General features: G+C 69.2%; 16 protein-coding genes. 4 read left to right on the top strand and 12 right to left on the bottom strand.

Annotation, left to right across the window (positions count from 1 at the left end):
* Positions 1–95 precede the first annotated feature (95 nt).
* Positions 96–1,601: a malate dehydrogenase (quinone) gene (gene mqo / locus ACWEPG_RS23500; protein WP_452595470.1), complete on the top strand. Its 1,506-nt coding sequence runs from the start codon at positions 96–98 to the stop codon at positions 1,599–1,601.
* 14 nt (positions 1,602–1,615) lie between these two features.
* On the opposite strand, the gene mhpA is transcribed toward mqo, so the two are convergent.
* Genes mhpA through ACWEPG_RS23475 form a run of 5 tightly spaced genes read right to left on the bottom strand, consistent with a single transcriptional unit; the run spans position 1,616 to position 7,524 of the window.
* Positions 1,616–3,208, bottom strand: coding sequence for a bifunctional 3-(3-hydroxy-phenyl)propionate/3-hydroxycinnamic acid hydroxylase MhpA (gene mhpA, locus ACWEPG_RS23495; RefSeq protein ID WP_452595452.1), 1,593 nt, complete (start codon positions 3,206–3,208; stop codon positions 1,616–1,618).
* Entirely contained in the window at positions 3,205–3,564 is a 360-nt protein-coding gene (locus tag ACWEPG_RS23490) for a DoxX family protein (protein ID WP_450112984.1), read from the bottom strand. The genes mhpA and ACWEPG_RS23490 overlap by 4 nt, the downstream gene beginning before the upstream one ends.
* A 5-nt stretch (positions 3,565–3,569) precedes the next feature.
* Positions 3,570–5,456 (bottom strand): acyl-CoA synthetase, encoded by a 1,887-nt coding sequence (locus ACWEPG_RS23485; protein ID WP_452595451.1) that lies wholly within the window; start codon positions 5,454–5,456, stop codon positions 3,570–3,572.
* On the bottom strand, positions 5,453–6,394 hold the full coding sequence (locus tag ACWEPG_RS23480; RefSeq protein WP_452595450.1) for a fumarylacetoacetate hydrolase family protein: 942 nt from the start codon (positions 6,392–6,394) through the stop codon (positions 5,453–5,455). Before ACWEPG_RS23480 ends, ACWEPG_RS23485 begins: the two co-directional genes overlap by 4 nt.
* Positions 6,391–7,524: a VOC family protein gene (locus tag ACWEPG_RS23475; protein ID WP_452595449.1), complete on the bottom strand. Its 1,134-nt coding sequence runs from the start codon at positions 7,522–7,524 to the stop codon at positions 6,391–6,393. The genes ACWEPG_RS23480 and ACWEPG_RS23475 overlap by 4 nt, the downstream gene beginning before the upstream one ends.
* 136 nt (positions 7,525–7,660) lie before the next feature.
* Between ACWEPG_RS23475 and ACWEPG_RS23470 the strand changes: the two genes are divergently transcribed.
* A complete protein-coding gene (locus ACWEPG_RS23470) occupies positions 7,661–8,317 on the top strand; it encodes a TetR/AcrR family transcriptional regulator (RefSeq protein WP_450112988.1) in 657 nt (218 codons plus the stop codon).
* Between the two features lie 21 nt (positions 8,318–8,338).
* Here the strand turns inward: ACWEPG_RS23470 and ACWEPG_RS23465 are convergent, their stop codons facing one another.
* A complete protein-coding gene (locus ACWEPG_RS23465) occupies positions 8,339–9,748 on the bottom strand; it encodes an amino acid permease (RefSeq protein ID WP_450132628.1) in 1,410 nt (469 codons plus the stop codon).
* A gap of 64 nt (positions 9,749–9,812) precedes the next feature.
* Positions 9,813–10,766 carry a 2,3,4,5-tetrahydropyridine-2,6-dicarboxylate N-succinyltransferase gene (gene dapD / locus ACWEPG_RS23460; RefSeq protein WP_450132627.1) on the bottom strand — a complete coding sequence of 318 codons (954 nt, stop codon included), beginning with the start codon at positions 10,764–10,766 and terminating at the stop codon, positions 9,813–9,815.
* Positions 10,767–10,858: 92 nt separating this feature from the next.
* On the opposite strand from dapD, the gene ACWEPG_RS23455 reads away from it, so the two are divergent.
* Positions 10,859–11,767: an SMP-30/gluconolactonase/LRE family protein gene (locus tag ACWEPG_RS23455; RefSeq protein ID WP_450112991.1), complete on the top strand. Its 909-nt coding sequence runs from the start codon at positions 10,859–10,861 to the stop codon at positions 11,765–11,767.
* An 89-nt stretch (positions 11,768–11,856) separates the two neighbouring features.
* Positions 11,857–12,942 carry a succinyl-diaminopimelate desuccinylase gene (gene dapE / locus ACWEPG_RS23450; RefSeq protein WP_450113043.1) on the top strand — a complete coding sequence of 362 codons (1,086 nt, stop codon included), beginning with the start codon at positions 11,857–11,859 and terminating at the stop codon, positions 12,940–12,942.
* On the opposite strand, the gene ACWEPG_RS23445 is transcribed toward dapE, so the two are convergent.
* The 5 genes from ACWEPG_RS23445 to ACWEPG_RS23425 are packed head-to-tail and all read right to left on the bottom strand — an operon-like array spanning position 12,919 to position 19,328.
* Positions 12,919–13,737: a sugar phosphate isomerase/epimerase family protein gene (locus tag ACWEPG_RS23445; RefSeq protein ID WP_450112992.1), complete on the bottom strand. Its 819-nt coding sequence runs from the start codon at positions 13,735–13,737 to the stop codon at positions 12,919–12,921. The genes dapE and ACWEPG_RS23445 overlap by 24 nt on opposite strands.
* Positions 13,734–15,461 (bottom strand): FAD-dependent oxidoreductase, encoded by a 1,728-nt coding sequence (locus tag ACWEPG_RS23440; RefSeq protein ID WP_450112993.1) that lies wholly within the window; start codon positions 15,459–15,461, stop codon positions 13,734–13,736. The genes ACWEPG_RS23445 and ACWEPG_RS23440 overlap by 4 nt, the downstream gene beginning before the upstream one ends.
* A complete protein-coding gene (locus ACWEPG_RS23435; RefSeq protein ID WP_450112994.1) occupies positions 15,458–16,558 on the bottom strand; it encodes a Gfo/Idh/MocA family protein in 1,101 nt (366 codons plus the stop codon). The genes ACWEPG_RS23440 and ACWEPG_RS23435 overlap by 4 nt, the downstream gene beginning before the upstream one ends.
* Positions 16,558–17,376 carry an aldo/keto reductase gene (locus ACWEPG_RS23430; protein ID WP_450112995.1) on the bottom strand — a complete coding sequence of 273 codons (819 nt, stop codon included), beginning with the start codon at positions 17,374–17,376 and terminating at the stop codon, positions 16,558–16,560. Before ACWEPG_RS23430 ends, ACWEPG_RS23435 begins: the two co-directional genes overlap by 1 nt.
* Positions 17,373–19,328 (bottom strand): oxidoreductase, encoded by a 1,956-nt coding sequence (locus ACWEPG_RS23425; protein ID WP_450112996.1) that lies wholly within the window; start codon positions 19,326–19,328, stop codon positions 17,373–17,375. Before ACWEPG_RS23425 ends, ACWEPG_RS23430 begins: the two co-directional genes overlap by 4 nt.
* Positions 19,329–19,497 lie beyond the last annotated feature (169 nt).

Below are 19,497 nucleotides of genomic sequence, written 5' to 3'. Positions count from 1 at the left end.
TTCGGATTGTAATACGGCATTCATTCATTGGACGGAACGACCTCGTCGGGCGAATCCTGAGAGCACTGATCCTCTACCTCGGGAGCGTGCGTCAGATGGGCAAATCGTCGAACACCGTGCCGGGCTCGTCCGACGAGCTCGATGCCGATGTCATCCTGATCGGCGGCGGAATCATGTCCGCGACGCTGGGATCGATGCTCGCGACTCTCGAGCCCGGATGGCGGATCGTATTGCTGGACAGGGCGGCCGGGTTGGCCACCGAGAGCAGTGGTCCGTGGAACAACGCCGGCACCGGGCACGCCGGGTTCTGCGAACTGAACTACATGCCCGACCCGGCAGATGGACGCAAGGCATCGACGATCGCGGAGCAGTTTCACCTCAGTCGCCGATGGTGGGCCCACCTCGCGACCAAGGGTCTATTGGTCCCGGACACCTTCATCCACACCACGCCGCACATGGATGTCGTCTTCGGGCGACATGACATCGACTACCTTCGGCGACGGTTCGAGACGTTGACGAGCGATCCGCTGTTCGACGGGCTGGAGTACAGCGAAGACCCCGCCAGCATCAGCGAGTGGGCGCCTCTGATGGCAGAAGGGCGGACTCGTGACGAGCCGATGGCAGCCACCCGTCATCCCGGCGGTACCGATGTCGACTTCGGCGCTCTGACAGAGGGATTGATCCGTATCGTCACCGACGCCGGTGGGCAGGTACTGCTCGGGCACGAGGTGCGCGCGCTGCGCCGGTCACCGGACGGGTCATGGGTTGTCGGTGGGAACGCAAGTAGTGGCAGGTTCGAGCTGCGTGGGCGACGGGTGTTCGTGGGAGCAGGCGGAATGGCGCTGCGTCTGCTGCAGCGCGCTCGCCTTCCCGAAGTACGCGGGTACGCAGTGCTGCCGGTCGGGGCCGCCTTCTTCCGCTGCTCGGAACCGGACGTCGTCGCCCGCCATGAGGCGAAGGTATACGGCCAGGCGGCGATCGGAGCGCCGCCGATGTCCGTGCCTCACCTCGACAGGCGGTTCATCGAGGGAACCGAGCACTTGATGTTCGGCCCCTACGCGACCTTCAGCACCAAGCTGCTCAAGGCCGGCCGACCGACCGACTTCTTCGCCACGCTGCGATGGCACAACCTCCACGTCATCGCGGCAGCGCTCATCCAGAACCTGTCGCTGGTGCGCTACCTGATCGGCGAACTCGCTGCGAGACCTCGAAGGAAGTTCGCCAAGCTGCAGCGCTTCTACCCGAAAGCGGACATCCGCCAGTGGGACCTGGTTCCCGCCGGGCAGCGCGCGCAACTGGTCACGCCGGACCGTCGCCGCATCGGCGTGATTCAACAGGGAACCGAACTCGTTGTCGGAGGAGGCGGGACCATCGCGGGCCTTCTCGGCGCCTCACCCGGGGCGTCGACGGCAGTGCCGATCATGCTCGAACTGCTCCAGCGGTGCTTCCCGGACCGGTGGCAAACCTCCTGGAGCGGCCTCATGGATGAGGCGATACCGGGGCACTCCGCAACCGCGAACCGGGATACCGCCACCTGGAAAGAGTCGGTCGATTCAACCTCTCTCGCACTTGATCTCGAGACGAGGAACGGCGACCGATGAGGAATGCCGCTGAGCTACCGCGTCAACGAGCCGGATGTGCGGTAGAGGTCGGGGCGCCCGCCCACTCCGACCGAGAAACCGTCTCGACCCGCCTGCGCGGTGAACGTCGGCAGCGTCGTGTACAGGCTCGACAGCGACCGCCCGGCGCGCATGACGGTCCGGTCGGGTCGGACGACGGCGGCGGTCACGTGGCCCCGTGCCAGCCAGTGGGCGAGGTCCGATCCGGCCGGTGCCCGCAACACGACCGCTCCGCGACGCTCGATCTCGTAACGCTGGCCGTCGGTGGGCTCGATCGACGTCACCACCACGAACCGATCGGGTGCGGCGTCGTCGAGGCGTCGACCGTCGGTTCCGAGAACCGGGTTCGGACAGAGGGTTCCGGCCAGTCCGCGGCGGAGTCCGCCCCAATGGACGAGGGCTGATGGCCGCAGTGCCGGGGTGACACCGTCGGTGATCTTCGCACCCAAGGTCGGGATCCTCGCGGTCAGAGGGGCAAGTCGTCGACGCACGGAGTCGCCGAACTCGCCGCCTTCGGTCATCGCCCATCCCATGGCCACGGCGAGTCGAATCATGGAGGTCGCGTGAGGTTTTCGCTCCTGCTGGTAGGTACCTAGGCAGGTGGGGGACAGGGTGTCGGCGAGGACGCCGGCGAGCTTCCAGGTGAGGTTTGCGGCATCGCGCAGTCCGGCGCCCATCCCCTGGCCGATGAACGGCGGAGTCAGGTGGGCCGCGTCACCGAGCAGGAACACCCGCCGGTCGCGCCACCTGTCGGCGACCTGGGCGCGGAAGGTGTATTCAGCGACCCGAACGAGTTCGAGTTCGGTCGCGTCCACCCCACCGGTCCACGGTGCGATCAGCGACCGCAGACGGTCGAGGGTCGAATAGTCCTCTGCGCTTTCGCCTGGGAGCAAGCGGAACTCCCACCGGTATCGCCGTTCGCCGATTCTCATGTACGTCGCCGCCCGGACCGGGTCGCAGACCTGGTGCACGCCTTCCCAATGGCCGAGGTCGCTGTCGGTCGCGATGTCGACGACGAGCCAACGCTGCTCGAATCCCAGGTCCTCCATCCGGGAACCGATGGACGACCGCACGATGCTGTTCGCGCCGTCGCACCCGAGAACGTAGTCGGCGTGGACGAATTCGCGCACACCGCCGGCACGATCGGTGAACTCGACGCGGACACCGCGGCGAGTGTGCACGACGTCGGCGATCTCGACATTGCCACGGAGCGTGATGTTCTCGTGGCGGTCGAGTCCCGAGCGCAGCAGTCGCTCGAACTCCGGTTGGTCGAACATGTTGGCCCGTGGAAACCCGTGTGGTCCGGCGGTCCCGCCGCGCCGGAACTCGGCCAGTACCCGCGTGTCGCGGTCCACCAGGCGGAGGCCGTGTCCGGGCCGGGAGATACGGGCGAACTCCTCGGCGAGGCCGAGGCGGGCGACGATCCGGTACACCTCGTCGTCGAGGTGCACCGCGCGCGGCTGCGGATAGACGTCTTCCCAGCGGTCGAGCACCAGGCACTCGACTCCGTGCCGGGCCAACAGCGTCGCCGCCGTCAGCCCGGCCGGGCCGGCACCGACGATGACCACGGGATACGTCGAGGCTGTCACGACGCCACCACGGACACGAGAGCGACCACGCAGGTCAGGGCCGCGGCACCCACGACGATCGCGGGAGCCATCTCCTTTGCGCCGTCGCCGGCGCGGGCGTGGGCGATCAGCGCGCCCGCGAGCAGCAGTACGAATCCCGCTGACGCGGCCAGACCCACCGCAGGCACGGCCAAGCCGACGAGAAGCCCTACCGCACCGGTCAATTCGACGACACCGAGCCTGCGATAGGAGTCGACACCGAAGCCGACGTGGGCAGCACGTTCACGCATCGGTGGGACGGCGGCGACCTTCGCGGACCCGAGTACCGCGAACACCACGGCGATCAGGACGGACAGGACCGGCGCGAGAAGTTTCATGCCGTTCACGGTCGTTCCTCGATTCGCCAGGAGACCGGGTACCCGTCGAGTACCGCCTTCACCGCGGCCGGATCCGTGTCGGGTGCCACGGTGACGGTGACGACGACCGCACCGTCCTCGATGACGCTCTGCACGTCCTCGACACCGGCAACGTCCCCGAGGGCGAGTGCGGCGACGCGGCGCGCGGCATCGGCGCGCAGGGCCGGCTTGTACGGTTTGCCCACGTCGGTCACGGGGAGGGCATCCGTCACGGTCACCGACTTCGGGGCGGCAGCCGCTTCGGTGACCCGCTCGGCGGCCCAGGTGAGCAGTTCCCTCTCGCTCACGTCGCCGCCGGGCACCAGGGTGACGTAGGCGACCGGGATCTCGCCGGAGTGTGGGTCCGGGGACGCCACCGCGGCCGCGCCCGTGACGGCCGGATGGTCCAGAAGCGCGTCCTCGATCACCGCCGGGTCGATGTTGTGGCCGCCGCGGATGATCAGGTCCTTCGCCCGGCCGGTCAGGTGCACGAAACCGTCGGAATCGACGCGTCCGAGGTCGCCGGTGTCGAGCCACCCGTCGACGAGGGCGCCCAACCCGTCCAGCACGAACCCAGAGGTGTTCAGGTCGACGACGTAGCCGGCGAAGACGGTGGGACCGCTGATGGCGATGGTGCCGGCCTCGCCGGACGGAAGGTCGGTCCAGCGGCCGCGGTCGTCGATCCGGACCGCCTTGAACTTCTGGTACGGCATCCGCTGTCCGACCGACCCGTGCCGCGGTGCGTCGGAGAAGCTGCGAGCGCTGGCGCACGTCGCCTCGGTGAGCCCGTAGCCCTCGAGAAGCGGCACGCCGGTGCGTGATTCGAATCCCGCCCGCACGGCGGCGGGCAGCATCGACGCTCCGACCATGCACGCGCGCAGGCTGGAGATGTCCGCGTCGACGGGGCAGTGGGAGAGCACGGCGTACACGGTCGGCACCGCGCTCATCGTGGCGATCCGATAGTGCTCGACGATCTTCCAGAAGGCGCCGTACACGGCGGGATCGCGGTAACCGGCAGGCCCGGCCCACACCACGGCCTGCCCGCGCAGCAGCGGTGCCAGGACGGTAACGACGAGGGCGTTGACGTGGAACAGTGGCAGGCCGGCGAAGATCTTCGAATCCTCGTCGAGCACCGAGTTCGCCGCAATCATCCACGCATTGGCGACCTCGTTGGCGTGGGTGTGTGCGGCCAGTTTCGGGGTGCCGGTGGTGCCCCCGGTGTGGAACAGCGCGGCCAGGTCGGCCGAGGCGGGCACGGTGCCGGCGAACCGGGTGTGGTCGAATCCCGCCGCAGCGTCCGCGAGGTGAGCGACCCGCACGCCGTCGATCGGGGGTAACTCCGCGGTCTCGGCCACGCCGGTGGGGCGAAGGACCAACAGGGTATCGACGGCGCCGGTTGCGGCAATCTCGCGTGCCGTCGCCCATGCCGTGGCGTCGAGTTCGGGGCCGGCGCAGATCAGCAGGCGCGCACCCGACCGGCGTAGCAGTTCCCGGATGTGACCGGGGGACAGGCCAGGATTGATCGGTGCTGCGATACCCGCCAGTTGGGACGCCAGCGTCGCGGTGATCAGCTCGTCGCAGTTCGGCGACAGCAGGGCGACGGCATCGCCGCGCCCAACCCCGGTGTTGTGCAGCAGATTCGCCGTCCGATGGACGTCGGCGAGCAGCTCGGCGTGCGTGCGCTCCGCGGGTTCACGCCACCGGGTCGCGTCCGGCAGGCAGATCAGGGCCGGGCGCTGCGGCCACAGCTTCGCGGCGCGAGCCAGCAGGTGGTAGGTCGATGCCGGCAGTTCGCGATCCGCGAGCGGGACCTCCTCGATGGCGGCGAGGTCGCCGGGATGCGCGTAGGTCGGCCACAGGAGGGCGTCGCTCATCGGGCGTACCTCACTCGCGTCCGCTGGGTTCCGAGGTCCAGCTTGCCGTCCTCGGTGGCGATCGCCAGCTCGAGGATGTCACCGTCCTTCAGGTACTTGGGGTTCTTCGCCTGGGTCTTGAAGAAGCTCTTCCATTTCACCGCAGGCGGCAGCAGCGAACCGATGATCTCGATGGGCTTCGGGGGTGCCGTCAGCGCGGTGCCGCCGGGTGTTCCGGTCAACACCAGGTCGCCTGCGTCGAGTCGCTGGAATCGCGTCAGCGTTTGCAGGGCCTGCACGGGCCGGTAGATCATGTCCGCGCCGACGATCATGTCCTGGCGGACCTCACCGTTCACTCGCGTCGTCAGGCGCAATTCGGTGAAGCACGAGAAGTCGCCCTCCTCCAGCAGGACCAGCACCGGCCCCGTGGGGGTGAAGGTCGGGTACGACTTGGCCTCGTAGAACTGGGTTTTCGGCAGCTGAATGTCGCGGGCGGAGATGTCGTTGGTGATCACCAGTCCGGCCACGAAGTCGGCGACGTTGGTGTCGTCGATGGTGGTGCCCACGGGAATTGGCGCACCGACTACGAGCCCGATCTCGACCTCGTAGTCGAGGAGGCGGACGTGCTCGGGTTTGACCACGTCGGCGAAGGGACCACTGATCGATCCGGACGCCTTTCGGAAGAAGGTCAGCGGAACGGTCGCGGGGTTCATCCCCGAATCCTTCACGTGGGACGCGTAGTTGGTCATCTGCGCCACCACTCGGCACGGTGCGGTGATCGGTGAGAGCAACTCCAGGGTCTCGACGGGGACGGACTTTTCAGCGGTCGCGGCGGCCTCGATCGCGGCGCGGTCGCGCAGGAGTTCGGCGGTGGTGGTGGCCGCGGTGTCGATCTCGGCGGCGCCGTCGGGGGTTTGCACCCACCAGCTGTCGGCGGTGCGGAGGACGGAAATGCTCATGTCGAGGCAACTTTCAGTAGGCCGCGGAGGCGTTGGACATCGAATTCGTTGTCCTCGCGGAGCGAGGAGATCATCGCGCGGAGTTCGACCAGGGACTCCCGCCCGGGGGCGATGCCGAGGAAGTCCTTCGTGGCCGGTGGCCCCCACTGGGCGAGCCCCGTGGCGCTCATGGGCGCCCACCCGGGCTCGAGGGTGCTGTCGAACAGGTCGCCGTCGCTGAAGTGCTCGACCAGGAACCCGTCCGGGTCGCGCCAGTAGTCGAAGATCTGGCTTCCCTGGATGTGCCGGCCGATTCCCCACGAGCGCCGGTAGCCGTGGTCGAGCAGGTACTGGCCGCCCGCGGCGACCGCGTCGAGGTCGCAGACCTGGTAGGCGGAATGCACGTAGCGGTTCGAGGGCCCGAGGGTCAGGGCGAGTGTGTGGTGGTCGGTGGCGACGGTGCCGCGATCGCAGCGGATGAAGCTCATCACCGGCCCGCGTTCGCGCTGGCCGGGGTAGTAGAGGAAGTCGCTGACGATCAGCCCGAGGTGCTGCAGGTACCAGTTCAGCGTCTCCAGGTACCGGGTGCTCTGTAGGACGACATGGCCGAGGCGCTCCACCCGCGCGGGCTCGCGTGGCGGTCGCTGGGTGCTGTTGGTGCGCAGGGCCCGATGTCCGACGTTGAGCACCTGCGGTCCTTGGCCGGGCAGTTCCTGCAGCGAGTGCATTCCCGCGACCACGCGGACCACTGTGCCGCTCGGATCGGTGAGATCGACGGCCACCCCGCCCACTCTCTCGGGTAACGGCCGGACGGTATGGCCGGTCGCCTCCGCCAGGCGCCCGACGTCGGCGGCGTCGTCGGCGGCGAACGCTGCGCCCACGAAGGACGACCGAGCGCCCCTGCGAATGATCACGCAGGGCGCCCCCGCGTCGGTGCCGCGCAGGTGCAGTTCCTCGGCGGTGCGGACGGTTGTCGCGAACCCGAAGGCGCGGGCGAAGGCCTCCGCGGCGACCAGGTCGGGCTTCTCGAATTCCAGCCAGGCCAGGTCGCGGACCTTGACGACCGGATTCGCTGCTCGACCGGGGTGTTCGCCGCGGAGGGCTCCCCGGTCGCTGTGTACGTCGGTGTGGGTGCCGGAACGGTCACTCATCTGTGCTCCTCCTCACATGATGACGATATCGTCACTTACGACTAATTCGTCAGTCAAGAGGTTCTGACGAAATCGTCAGAATTGAACGCGAATGCTAGGTTGGGCTGGGTTCCGCCACAGCAGATGGAGACGCGTCATGGCCGACGGCAGCGACGAGAAGACGAGCCGTCTCGAGCGGCGCAAGGCGCGCACCCGCGCCGCGCTGATCCGGGCCGCTCAAACCTTCATTGCCGAGGGCACGCCGAACGTCCCCGTGCTCGAGATCACCCAGGCCGCCGACGTGGGGATGGGATCGTTCTACAACCACTTCGAGAGTAAGGAGCAGCTCTTCCAGGCGGCCGTCGACGACGCGTTCGAAGCGCACGGCGACCTGCTCGACCGGCTGACCGGGGACATCGAGGACCCGGCCGAGGTGTTCGCGCAGGCATTCCGGCTGACCGGGCGACTGCACCGGATCCAGCCCGAACTCTGCCGGGTCCTACTGGCCAACGGGTCGGCGCTGATCACGTCCGACCACGGTCTGGCGCCGCGCGCCCTGCGCGACATCGAGGCGGCAACCGCCGCAGGGCGTTTCACGGTCCGCGACCCGCAAGTTGCCCTGGCCCTCGCGGCGGGCGCGGCGATCGGTCTCGGGCAGCTCCTGCACGATCAGCCCGACCGCGACGACGCCGAAGCGACAGACCAGATGACCGAGGACGTCCTGTGCGCGTTCGGGCTGCCCGCGGAGGAAGCCCACCGCATCTGTCGGCGGCCGCTTCCCGACGTCGCCGCCGTCGCCGGGTCGGCCGCCTGACGCCTACGGACGGCGTTCCCGTCAGGCCGGGGTCGGCGCCTGCCCTCTGCGCCGCCGTGCGTTGAGCACCGACAGCCCGGCGATGACCAGGGTCAGGATCGCAGTGGAGATGAGCTGCTTGCGGGCGTCGGCGTCGGTGAGCATCAGCACGATCAGCCCGCCGAGGGCGGCGAGGGTGAGCCAGCTCAGGTAGGGGAAGCCCCACATCTTGACGGTCAGCCTGCCCTCGGCCTCCAGGCGGCGACGCAGCCGCAGTTGCGCGACGACGATGAAGATCCACACCACCAGCAGCGCGGAGCCGACGGCGTTGAGCAGGATCTCGAGCAGCGAGTCGGGCAGCAGCCAGTTCAGCAGAACCGACACGAACCCGAAGAACACCGACACCAGGACCGCGTTCGTCGGCACTCCGGTGGGGGACAGTTTCGACAGCGCGGCCGGGCCGTCACCGTCGCGGGAGAGGGCGAACGCCATCCGGGAGGTGCCGTAGACGTTGGCGTTGAACGCCGACAGCAGCGCCACCACGACGACGAGTTCCATGAACCCCGCGACATACGGGATGTGCGCCTGGTCGAGCACCGCCACGAACGGGCCGCTCTCCAGTTGCTCCGAGTTCCACGGCAGCACCAGCACCATGATCGCGATCGAGCCGAGGTAGAAGACGCTGATCCGCCACACCACGCTGCGCACCGCGGACGCGATGGATCGTTCCGGGTTCGTCGACTCGGCGGCGGCGATGGTGACGATCTCGATGCCGCCGAACGCGAACGCAACCACCAGCAGTCCCGCGGCGACGCCGGCGAAACCGTTCGGCATGAAGCCGCCCTCGTGGAACAGGTTCGTGGTGCCGACCGGGTCGGTGTCGGGCAGCAGCCCGAACACCAGCAGCACGCCGATCACCAGGAACGCGACGATCACGGTGACCTTCAGTGCGGCGAACCAGAACTCGAACTCGCCGAAGTTGCGGACCTTCGACAGGTTCACCACCGCGAAGAAGGTCACGAACACCAGCGCCACCACCCATTGCGGGATGCCGGGTAGCCAGCTGTTGACGATCGCGGAGGCGCCGGTGATCTCGGCGCCGAGCACCATGATCAGCATGAACCAGTACAGCCACCCGAGGGTGAAGCCGGCCCACTCGCCGATGCCGATCCGGGCGTAGTGGCTGAACGAGCCCGATGCCGGGATCGCGGCACCCATCTCACCGAGCATCCGCATCACCGCGATGACGATGATGCCCGCGATGACGTACGAGATCAGGACCGCCGGCCCGGCCTTGGCGATGCCGACGCCGGTGCCGAGAAACAGCCCCGCTCCGATCGCGGACCCGAGGCCCATCATCGTCAGATGACGGACCTTCAGGCCGTGGCCGAGGTGGGAGGTGTCCCCCAATCCGGTTGTGGTCGGAGTGGGCTGTTCCTCGGAGTACTTCATGAATCCAGTCGTTCGGGTCTAGGTCGTACGGATGTCGGACGTACGGGTTTGAGGCCTACGGGTGTCAGTCGTTCGCGTGCAGTGCCGCGTTCAGTTCGATGCCGCTGCCCGACTTCGCGACCACCTCGACACCACCGGTGACCGAGTTGCGGCGGAACAGCAGGTTGGATCGACCGCTGAGGTCCTTGGCCTTGACGACGGTGCCGTCCGGGCCGGTGACCTTGGTACCGGCCGTGACGTAGAGGCCTGCTTCGACGACGCAGTCGTCGCCGAGCGAGATGCCCAGGCCGGAGTTCGCGCCGAGCAGGCAGCGCTTGCCGACGGAGATGACCTCCTTGCCGCCACCGGACAGGGTGCCCATGATCGAGGCGCCGCCACCGACGTCCGAGCCGTCGTCCACGACCACGCCGCCGGAGATGCGGCCCTCGACCATCGAGTTGCCGAGGGTGCCGGCGTTGAAGTTCACGAAGCCCTCGTGCATCACGGTGGTGCCGGACGCCAGGTGGGCGCCGAGGCGGACCCGGTCCGCGTCCGCGATGCGAACGCCGGACGGGACGACGTAGTCGACCATGCGCGGGAACTTGTCGACGCCGTACACGGTGACCGCGCCGCGGGCGCGCAGCTTGGCGCGGACCAGTTCGAAGCCGTCGACGGCGCACGGACCGTAGTTGGTCCACACGACGTTGGCGAGCAGGCCGAACACGCCGTCGAGGTTCAGGCCGTGCGGTTGCACGAGTCGGTGCGAAATCAGCTGCAGGCGCAGGTAGGCGTCGTGTGCGTCGACAGGGGCGGCGGACAGATCGGCGATCGAGGTGCGGACGGCGACCTGCTTGACGCCGCGATCGGCGTCCTCGCCGGTCAGCGCGGCCAACTCGGCCGGGACGTCGGCCCCGTCGAGGACGATGGTGCCGGTCTCGGCGGCCTCGCCGAGCGCGGGCTCCGGGTACCAGGTGTCGAGGACGACCCCGCCCGTGGTCACGTTTGCGATACCGACTGCGGTAGCTCCCTGAATGCTCACGGGCACCCAGGTTACCGGCCGGGCAGCTGAACCAGCACAGCCGCCTACCTCGTGTAACGCTGTAAAGGACCCGACCGAGGGAAGGCGTGGCCATGCGAGGAACCAGGATCCGACTCGTCGTCGCCGCTGCAGCGCTGGCCGCGGTCGCGGGAACCGTCTCGGCGCCGGCAGTGTCAGCCGCTCCCGCCTGCCCGGACAGCCGGTCGCCGGTGCTCGTCGGCAGTGTGCCGGGCGCGGTCCTCGAGGGGGCGGCCGTCGACGGAGCAGGTCGCCTGTACGTCACCGACCTGGTCTCGGGTCGGGTGTTCCGTCTCGACGCGCCCGGCGCCCCCGCGGTGCCGATCGCGACCGTCCCCAGCGGCGGCGCGGGGGCGCTGGCCTGGGCGCGGGACGGCTCCCTGCTCGTCGGATACGGCGCCGACGCGCGGGTGCTGACCGGGGACGCCACCCGCTCGGCGGGCATCGTGGCCGTCGACGTGAACACCGGCGCGATGCGTCCGTTCGCGTCCGGACTCAGCGCCGCGAACGGGATGGCCGTCGCCCGGGACGGGACGGTCTACGCCACCAACGACTTCGGCTCACTGGTCGGCCGAGTGCTGCCGAACGGGGTGGTGCAACCGGACTGGGCGGTGCTGCCCAGCGCCAACGGCGCCGCGCTCAGCGCCGACGACCGGTACCTGTACGTGTCGCGGACCTTCAGCAATCCGGGGGTGAGCCGGATCCCGACCGCGAACCCCGCCGCCCCGGAGTCGGTGGTCACGTTCACGGGCGGGGACGCCTTCGCCGCACCGGACGGACTGGTGCTCGACCCGCAGGGCCGCCCGGTCGTCCCGACCGACGTCTCCGGTCAGATCCTGCGCGTCGACGGTCCCGACCGGTTCTGCGTCCTCGCCTCCGGGCTGCCGCTGTCCAGCGTCGTGACCTACGGCAACGGCGACGCCGGCTTCTCGGCCGGGCGGCTGTTCCGCGCAGGCTTCGACGGCGCGATCTATGCGGTGTAGGCGCTTCGCGTCGTGAGTCCTTTTGGTCCACCGGCGGGCCGAAAGGACTCACGGGCGGCGCGGCCGCCTAGGCTGGGCGGGTGACTGCGCTGCCGTATCTGGACCTGCACGCCGACCCGATCGATCTGACCGCCGCGCTCGTGGACATTCCGAGCGTGTCGAAGGACGAGGCACTGATCGCGGACGCCGTCGAGTTGGCGCTGCGGGAGCAGACCATCGGCTTCGAGGTGACACGCAGCGGCAATGCGGTCCTGGCCCGCACCAACCTCGGGTTGCCGAGCCGGGTGATGCTCGCCGGGCATCTCGACACCGTCCCGATCGCCGACAACGTGCCGAGCCGTCGGGAGCGGGACTCCGCGGAGGGCGACGTGCTGCACGGGTGCGGCACCGTCGACATGAAGTCGGGGGACGCGGTCTTCCTGCACCTGGCCGCGACCATCGAGGACCTCGCGCACGACCTGACCCTGGTCTTCTACGACTGCGAGGAGATCGCCGCCACGTACAACGGCCTCGGCCGGATCGAACGGGAGCTGCCGGACTGGCTGCAGGCCGACGTGGCGGTGCTCGGTGAGCCGTCCGGCGGCTTCATCGAGGCCGGCTGCCAGGGCACGCTGCGGGTGCGGCTGACCACCTCCGGGGTGCGCGCACATTCGGCCCGATCGTGGCTGGGCGACAACGCGATCCACAAGTTCGCCCCGCTGCTGCAGCGGCTGTCCGACTACCAGCCGCGGTCGGTGGACATCGACGGCTGCGTCTACCGCGAGGGACTGTCCGCTGTCCGCATCGCCGGTGGAGTGGCAGGCAACGTGGTGCCCGATGCCGCCGAGATGGACGTGAACTTCCGCTTCGCGCCCGACCGCAGCGTCGCGCAGGCCGTCGACCACGTGCGAGAGGTGGTCGACGGGTTGGGGCTCGGGTTCGAGGTGACGGACAGTTCGGCGGGGGCGCTGCCGGGACTGTCGGCGCCTGCCGCTGCCGAGCTGATCACCGCGGCGGGGGGCCGGTTCCGGGCCAAGTACGGCTGGACCGACGTGTCCCGCTTCGCGGCGCTCGGCATCCCGGCGGTGAACTACGGCCCCGGCGACCCGAACCTCGCGCACAAGCGGGACGAGCGGGTGCCGGTGAAGCAGATCACCGACGTGACCGCGGTACTACGGGGTTACCTGAGCAACTAGCACCTCGCGGGTCGCGGCGACGAGACGGTCCAACCAGGGGCCGGTGCCCGCCGCGCGGCGCAGCGGCTCGTTCGGCAACTCGATGCTGATCGGCAGATCGGCAGGCAGCGTCGCCCAGATGTCCGCGAGCGCGATGCCACCGGTGCCGGGGACGAGGCGTTCCTCGCGGGCGTGCCGGATCAGTTCCGCGTCGTCGGTGGGCGACGGCACGGAGCCGTCGCACATCTGCGCGTAGTGCAGCCACTCGCGCGGAATGGCTGCCAAATCGTCGAGGGTGGTTGCCGACCGGGCGACGTGCAGCGCGTCGACGAGCACGCTGCGTCCCGGTCCGTCGGCCTGCGAGACGATCTCCACGGCCGCCCTGGCGTTCGGCACCGCCGTCCACGGCATGAACTCGAGGCTCGCGACGATCCCGTACCGCCCGCACAGCTCGGCGAGCAGGGCGTACGAGTCGGTCAGCCGTGCGCGGTCGGGGTCGTCGCCGCCGACCAGGACGGCCTTCGCGCCGAGTCGCGCGCCGGCCTCCAGCAGGGGGACGTGGTGCGCGGGGTCGAAATCCGCACCGATCCGGATGATTTCGAGATCGAACACGTCGACCGGTGAGTCGGCCAGTCGGCGGAGCAGGGCGTCGAGCGCGGCCGGGTCCTCGTGCAGTGGGTACGCCGTGGTGCCGGGTGCGGCCGGCAGCAGCCGGATGCCGATGGTGTCGAAGCCGTGCCGCTCGGCGAGGTCCACCTGCTCGAGTGGTGCCGTGTCGAGGACGGTCAGGGCGGCCAGACCCAGCTTGGCGGTCACTTGTTGTCTCCTGTGGTGGTGGCGAGCGCCCGGCCGGTGAGAAAGCCGAAGGTCATCGCGGGGCCGAGGTTGATGCCGCCGGACGGGTAGTGACCGCCCATCACCGACGACTGGTCGACACCGACCGCGTACAGGCCGCTGATCGGCTGGTTGGCCCGGTCGAGGACGCGGGACCGCGCGTCGGTGACGAGTCCGGCGAAGGTCCCGAAGCTGCCGGGCAGCACCTTGACCGCGTAATACGGTCCCTTCTCCAGCGGCGCGAGCGACGGGTTCGGCCACGGGTTGTCGTAGTCGCCTGACCCCTTCGTGAACGGTGTTGTGCCGCGCTCGAACTCGGGGTCGACGCCAAGGCGGGCGCCCTCATTGAACGCGGTCACGGTCTTCTCCAGTCCGTCCGCGTCGACGCCGATCTTCTCCGCCAGCTCGCGGAGCGACTCGCCGCGGGTGAGATAGCCGGACTGCACGTACGGGAACAGCGGGATCGGGAGCGGCTTGGCGAAGCCGAGCGGGAGATAGCGCATGTACCGGGAGTCGGCGATCAGCCAGGAGCACACCTCCTGGCCCTCCGGCACCCCCTGGATCATCGCGAGCGTGTAGTCGTGGTAGCCGAGAGCCTCGTTGACGAAGCGGCGACCGTCCGCGAGAACACCGATCGCGCCCGGCTTGCCGCGGTCGAGGATGTGCGGAAAGACGCCCTGCTTTCCGTTGCGGTACTTCACGATCGACACTGGACAGTAGGCGACCGGGGAGGCGACGCCGTCGTCGAGGCGCCCACCGACCGACTCGCCGAGGGAGATGCCGTCGCCGGTGGTGGTGGACGGGGTGAGTGTCCAGTGCTCGCGGCCGGTGGGGGTGCGCGGGAACAGCTCACGAACCCGATCGATGTCGTGCGTGAAGCCACCGGTCGCGAGCACCACACCCCGGTGGGCCGAGACGGCGTAGGCGCCGTCCGGGCCGTCGAGCCGGATCCCGGTCACTGCACCGGAGACGTCGGTGGTCAATGCTGTGGCTGCGGTGTTCACCCTGATCTCGACACCCGCGTCGAGGGCCGAGCGCAGCAGCCGACCGACCAGGGCGGTGCCGTTGACGAGCTGCTGTCCGCGCCGCTTGGTGGCCAGGTCGATCATGTGCCGGGTCACGCGGACACCGCAGTGCACGAAGGCCTTCGCAGACCGGGTGGAGTGCAGGAACGCCTGCAGGTCCGGTCCGGCCATGATGCCCATGCCGAGGAACGAGGTCTCGTACAACTGGCGGCGCAGCAGCTTCGCCACGTCCGGGCCCAACTTGCGCAGGCTCGCCGGTTTCGGGCCGACCGAGCGGTGCCCGGTGCCTGCGCCGGGAGTGTCGCCGTGGATGTCGGCGATCTTCACGCCCGGTGTGAACTGCAGCGCGGTCTTCTTCTCGAAGAACTCCACCATCTCCGGTGCGCCGTCGAGCAGGGCGTCGACCTTCGCGGGGTCGAAGTTGTCGCCGAGTCGGTTCTCGAGGTAGGTGCGGGGCAGGGAGCGGTCCTCGTGGACTCCGTCGGCATGGGCGAACATGTTGCGCGGAGTCCACATCCAGCCACCGGACCACGCGGTCGCGCCGCCGCACACGTCGGCTTTCTCGACCACCAGGACCGAGGCGCCGCCGTGGGCTGCCGCGATCGCGGTGGACAGGCCGCCCGCGCCGGAACCTACGACGACGACGTCGTAGGTGGGGGTGGTGGGTGCGTCGGGGTTCATCGGTTCACTTTCGTTGTGACTGGTATGGATGCCGCCTGAAGGTCCACGACTCGTCCGGTGCGGGAGGACTCGTAGATGCCCGCGACGATCGCGAGGGATGCGCGGGCGTCGCGTCCTGTGACAGCGGGTTCGCGTCCGGCGAGGACGGCATCGGCGAAGTCCTGCACCTGGAGTGTGTGGAAGTCGGTCAGGCCCGTGTTGACGTCCGCGACGTCGAGGTTCGCGTGGATGTCGGGGGAGTACGGCGAGCCGAGGGCGAGTTCGCCGGGGGCGGTCCAGATCTCGTTGACACCCTCGCGGCCCTCCGGAAACTCGAGGACGCTGGCGATCGCTCCGGAGGCGCCTACGACGGTGACACGGTTGCCGAGGTTGTGGTTCGCGCCGGTGGTGGCGGTGATCGTGGCGGTCGCGCCGGAGGCGAACGCCACGACTGCCGAGGCGCTGTCCTCGGTTTCGATGTGCTCGCTGTGGGTGTGGGTGCGGATGAACCCGCTGACCTGGGTGGCCTCGCCGAGGAACCACTGCAGCATGTCGATCTGGTGCACGGCCTGGGTCATCAGCACGCCGCCGCCGTCGGTGTCCCAGCGACCGCGCCACGCGTCGGCCGAGTAGTACTCCGACGAGCGGTGCAGGATCACCGACACCTCGCCGAGGGTCGGTGTGCCGAGGCTGCCGTCATCGATCGCCGCCTTGATCCGGCGGGCGGCCGGCCAGAATCGGCGCTGGAACAGCACCCCGAACGTGATGCCGGCACGGTCGGCGGCCTCGATCATTCGGTCGGCCGCCGCGACGTCCACCGCGATCGGCTTCTCGCACAGCACATGTACGCGGGCCGCGGCCACGGCAAGCACGACCTCCTCGTGCACCGGATGCGGTGTGCAGACGGTGCAGGCGTCGAGTCCGAGTGCGATCAGGTCGTCGACGGTGCGTACCGCGTTCGCGATTCCGTACTCGGCGGCGAAGGCGCGGGCCCGGTCGAGGTCGAGGTCCGAGCAGCCGACCACGTCGACGCCGGGTACCTGCTCCAGGGCGCGTGCGTGGTTGCCTGCGATCTTGCCGCAGCCGACGATGCCGACCCGAAGTGTGGTGACGCCCATCAGAAGTGCTCCTCCGTCTCGACGTCCCGGACCGCGGACTCTCCGCGGTCCAGCCCGTTCAGCGCGGCCAGATCGGAGGCGCTGAGAGTGGCGCGATGCGCCGCCAGGTTCTCGGCCTGCCGAGCGGGATTCGCGGACCGGACAACCGGAACCACACCCTGTGCGAGGTGCCAGGCGAGCACCACCTGGGCCGGCGTTGCGCCGATGCGTTCCGCGATGTCGACCACGACGGGGGAACCGAGCACGTCGCCGCGACCGAGTGGACTCCACGACTGGGTGAACACCCCGAGCGCCTCGTTCGCTTTCCGGACCGGGATCCGGGCGAGCGACGGGTCCATCTGGATCTGGTTGACGGCCGGTGCTTCCCCGGTGTCGGCGACCACTCGTTCGAGGTGGTGGCCGAGGAAGTTGGAGACGCCGAGGTACCGGACCAGGCCCGCGTCCCGGCACGCCAGCATCGCCTCGAAGGTCGCGGAGTAGCGGTCGATCCGCGGTAGCGGCCAGTGGATCAGGTACAGGTCGAGCCGGTCGAGTTTCAGGTTCTCCAGGCTCCGCTCCAGCGCGCCGCGGACGTCGCCCGACACCTGGTCGTTGCCCCGGATCTTCGTGGTGACGAACAGATCGTCGCGCGGCAGGCCGGACTCGGCGAGCGCGACGCCGACGGCGTCCTCGTTTCCGTAGATCGATGCGGTGTCGATCAGCCGGTAGCCGGCCTCGATGCCGCTGAGCACCGACCGGGTGGCGTCGGCGCCGGTGAGCGGCCAGGTGCCGAGACCGATCGGGGGCATGGCCTGCCGCATCCCGGACTCGCGGATCATGCGTGGGCTTCCTCTCGGGATGCCGCCGCTGCGGCGGTGATCGCCTTCGCGGCGGCGGCCGCGGTGACGACCGCCGCGTGGATGGAGCCGCCGTCGCCGCTGGCGTCACCGACGGTGTGGACGCCGAGTCGCGGTGCGAGCGAACGCAGGTCGGCGAGCAGGTCCACACGCGGCTCGACGCCCTGTGAGACGAGCAGTTCGCCCGGCGCGGGCACCTCCCGTTCGACGCCGTTGGTGGAGATCACCAGGGTGTCCGCCGTGATCTGCTTGACGATCGACGACAGGTGGGTGGTCAGGTTCTCGCTGGCCGCGAGCCGGGGCAGCAGCACGATCTTGCCGCGGCGGCCGACGTCGTGAGCGATGGTTTCCTGCGGGCCGACCATGACGACCTTCGTGCCGAGCTGCAGCAGGTCGTCGGCGACTGCAGCGGCCTCGCGGTCCGCGCCGAAGAACGTGATCGCCTCCGGCGCAGGGTCACCCGACCGCAGGAACTCGCGGACGTCACGGATCCGGCGGCTGTCGGACCCCGGGGCGTCGAGGGCGGGGCCGCGGCCGCCGGTCGCCAGCACGATCGCGTCGAAGTCGCTGTCGGCCAAGGTTGCGGCCTGGACGCGGATTCCGGTGTGCGTGGTCACGCCCAGGTCGGTGAGCTCGTCGAGGTACCAGTCGACGATCCGGCCGTACTCGGGGTACTCGTGCAGTCTCGATGCCTGCGCGAAATCACCACCGAGGCTTTCTCTTTCGTCGTACAGATCGACCCGGTGCCCGACCGCGGAGAGCTCGCGCGCAGTAGCCATCCCGGACGGGCCGCCGCCGACGACCGCGACGCGGACCGGCACCTCGGCCGGGGCGGTCGGCTGCTGCGTCTCGCGTCCGACCCAAGGGTTGACCGAGCACGGGATCTCGCCTCCCGCGAGGCTGTCGATGCAGTAGTTGCAGGCGATGCAGGGACGGTATCGGCCGCCGTCGATCGCGCGGTTCGGGAAGTCAGGGTCCGCGTGCAGCGTTCGCGCCATGGACACGAAGTCCGCCTGCCCCGACGCGATGATCCGGGCCGCGACGTCCGGCGAGCTGATCCGTCCGGCGACGCCGATCGGCAGGTCGAGGTCCCGCTTGTACGGCTCCGAGTAGGGCGCCAGCAGGCCGCGCTCCCATTCACCTGGTTGGATGATCCACTGCCCGGATTCGTAGTTGCCCGCCGAGACGTCGAGGAAGTCGAGCCGGTCGGTGTGGATCGCGTCGATGCGCGCCCGGGTGGTCTCCTGATCGAGGCCCCCCTCGACGGCCTCGAATGCCGAGAACCGCAGTCCCAGAACGATGTCCGGCGCATGTTCTTTCACCGAGGCGATCACCCGGTTCACGAACAGGGTCGGGTCGGCCCACTCGTCCTCACGCTTGTTGTAGGCGGGGGAGAGGAACTGGTGAATCAGGTAGCCGTGGCCGCCGTGCAGCGAGATCACGTCGACGCCCGCCTGCCTGCAGCGGGCCGCGGCCTCGCCGAAGCACTCGATGATGTGCTCGATGTCGTCGGGCTCGAGCTGTTCGGGCATCTCGCCGCCGACGACGTGACACGGGATCGGAGTCGGGGCGACCGGCACGAATCCGCTGACCGCGCCCTGTGCGGTGCGGCCGCCGTGGTTGAGCTCGACGCCGACCAGGGCGCCGTGGGCGTGCACCGCCTGTGCCATCCGTGCGATCCCGGGGATGCGTTCGTCGACGTCGACGCCCATCTGCCGGATACGGCCCTTGCCGTCCGCGCGGACGTAGCTCGCCTCGGTGAAGACGAGGGCCGCGCCACCGGCGGCGCGGCGCGCGAGGTAGTCGATGTACCGGTCCGTCATGGTGCCGTCGAACTCGCAGTAGTTGCGTTCCATCGGCGCCGACACGAAGCGGTTGCGCATCCGCAAACCACCCAGGTCGAGTGGCTCCGCGAAGGGCGGTGTGGAGGTCATCGTCGTCACTCCTGACAATCACGAAATCAAGAAGAGGCTGTGGTCGCGTCACGTCCGTCGACTGGAGCGACGGGGGCCACACGATCCACTTTGCATGGGCTTGGCGACAGAATCAACGCAAGATTATGCGTATTTCAGTCTTGGTTAATGCGTGCGTCGATCCTGCCGC

Source organism: Rhodococcus sp. NPDC004095, assembly GCF_053604015.1.
Note: the sequence above shows the minus strand (reverse complement) of the source record. Positions and strands in the feature narration are given on the sequence as shown.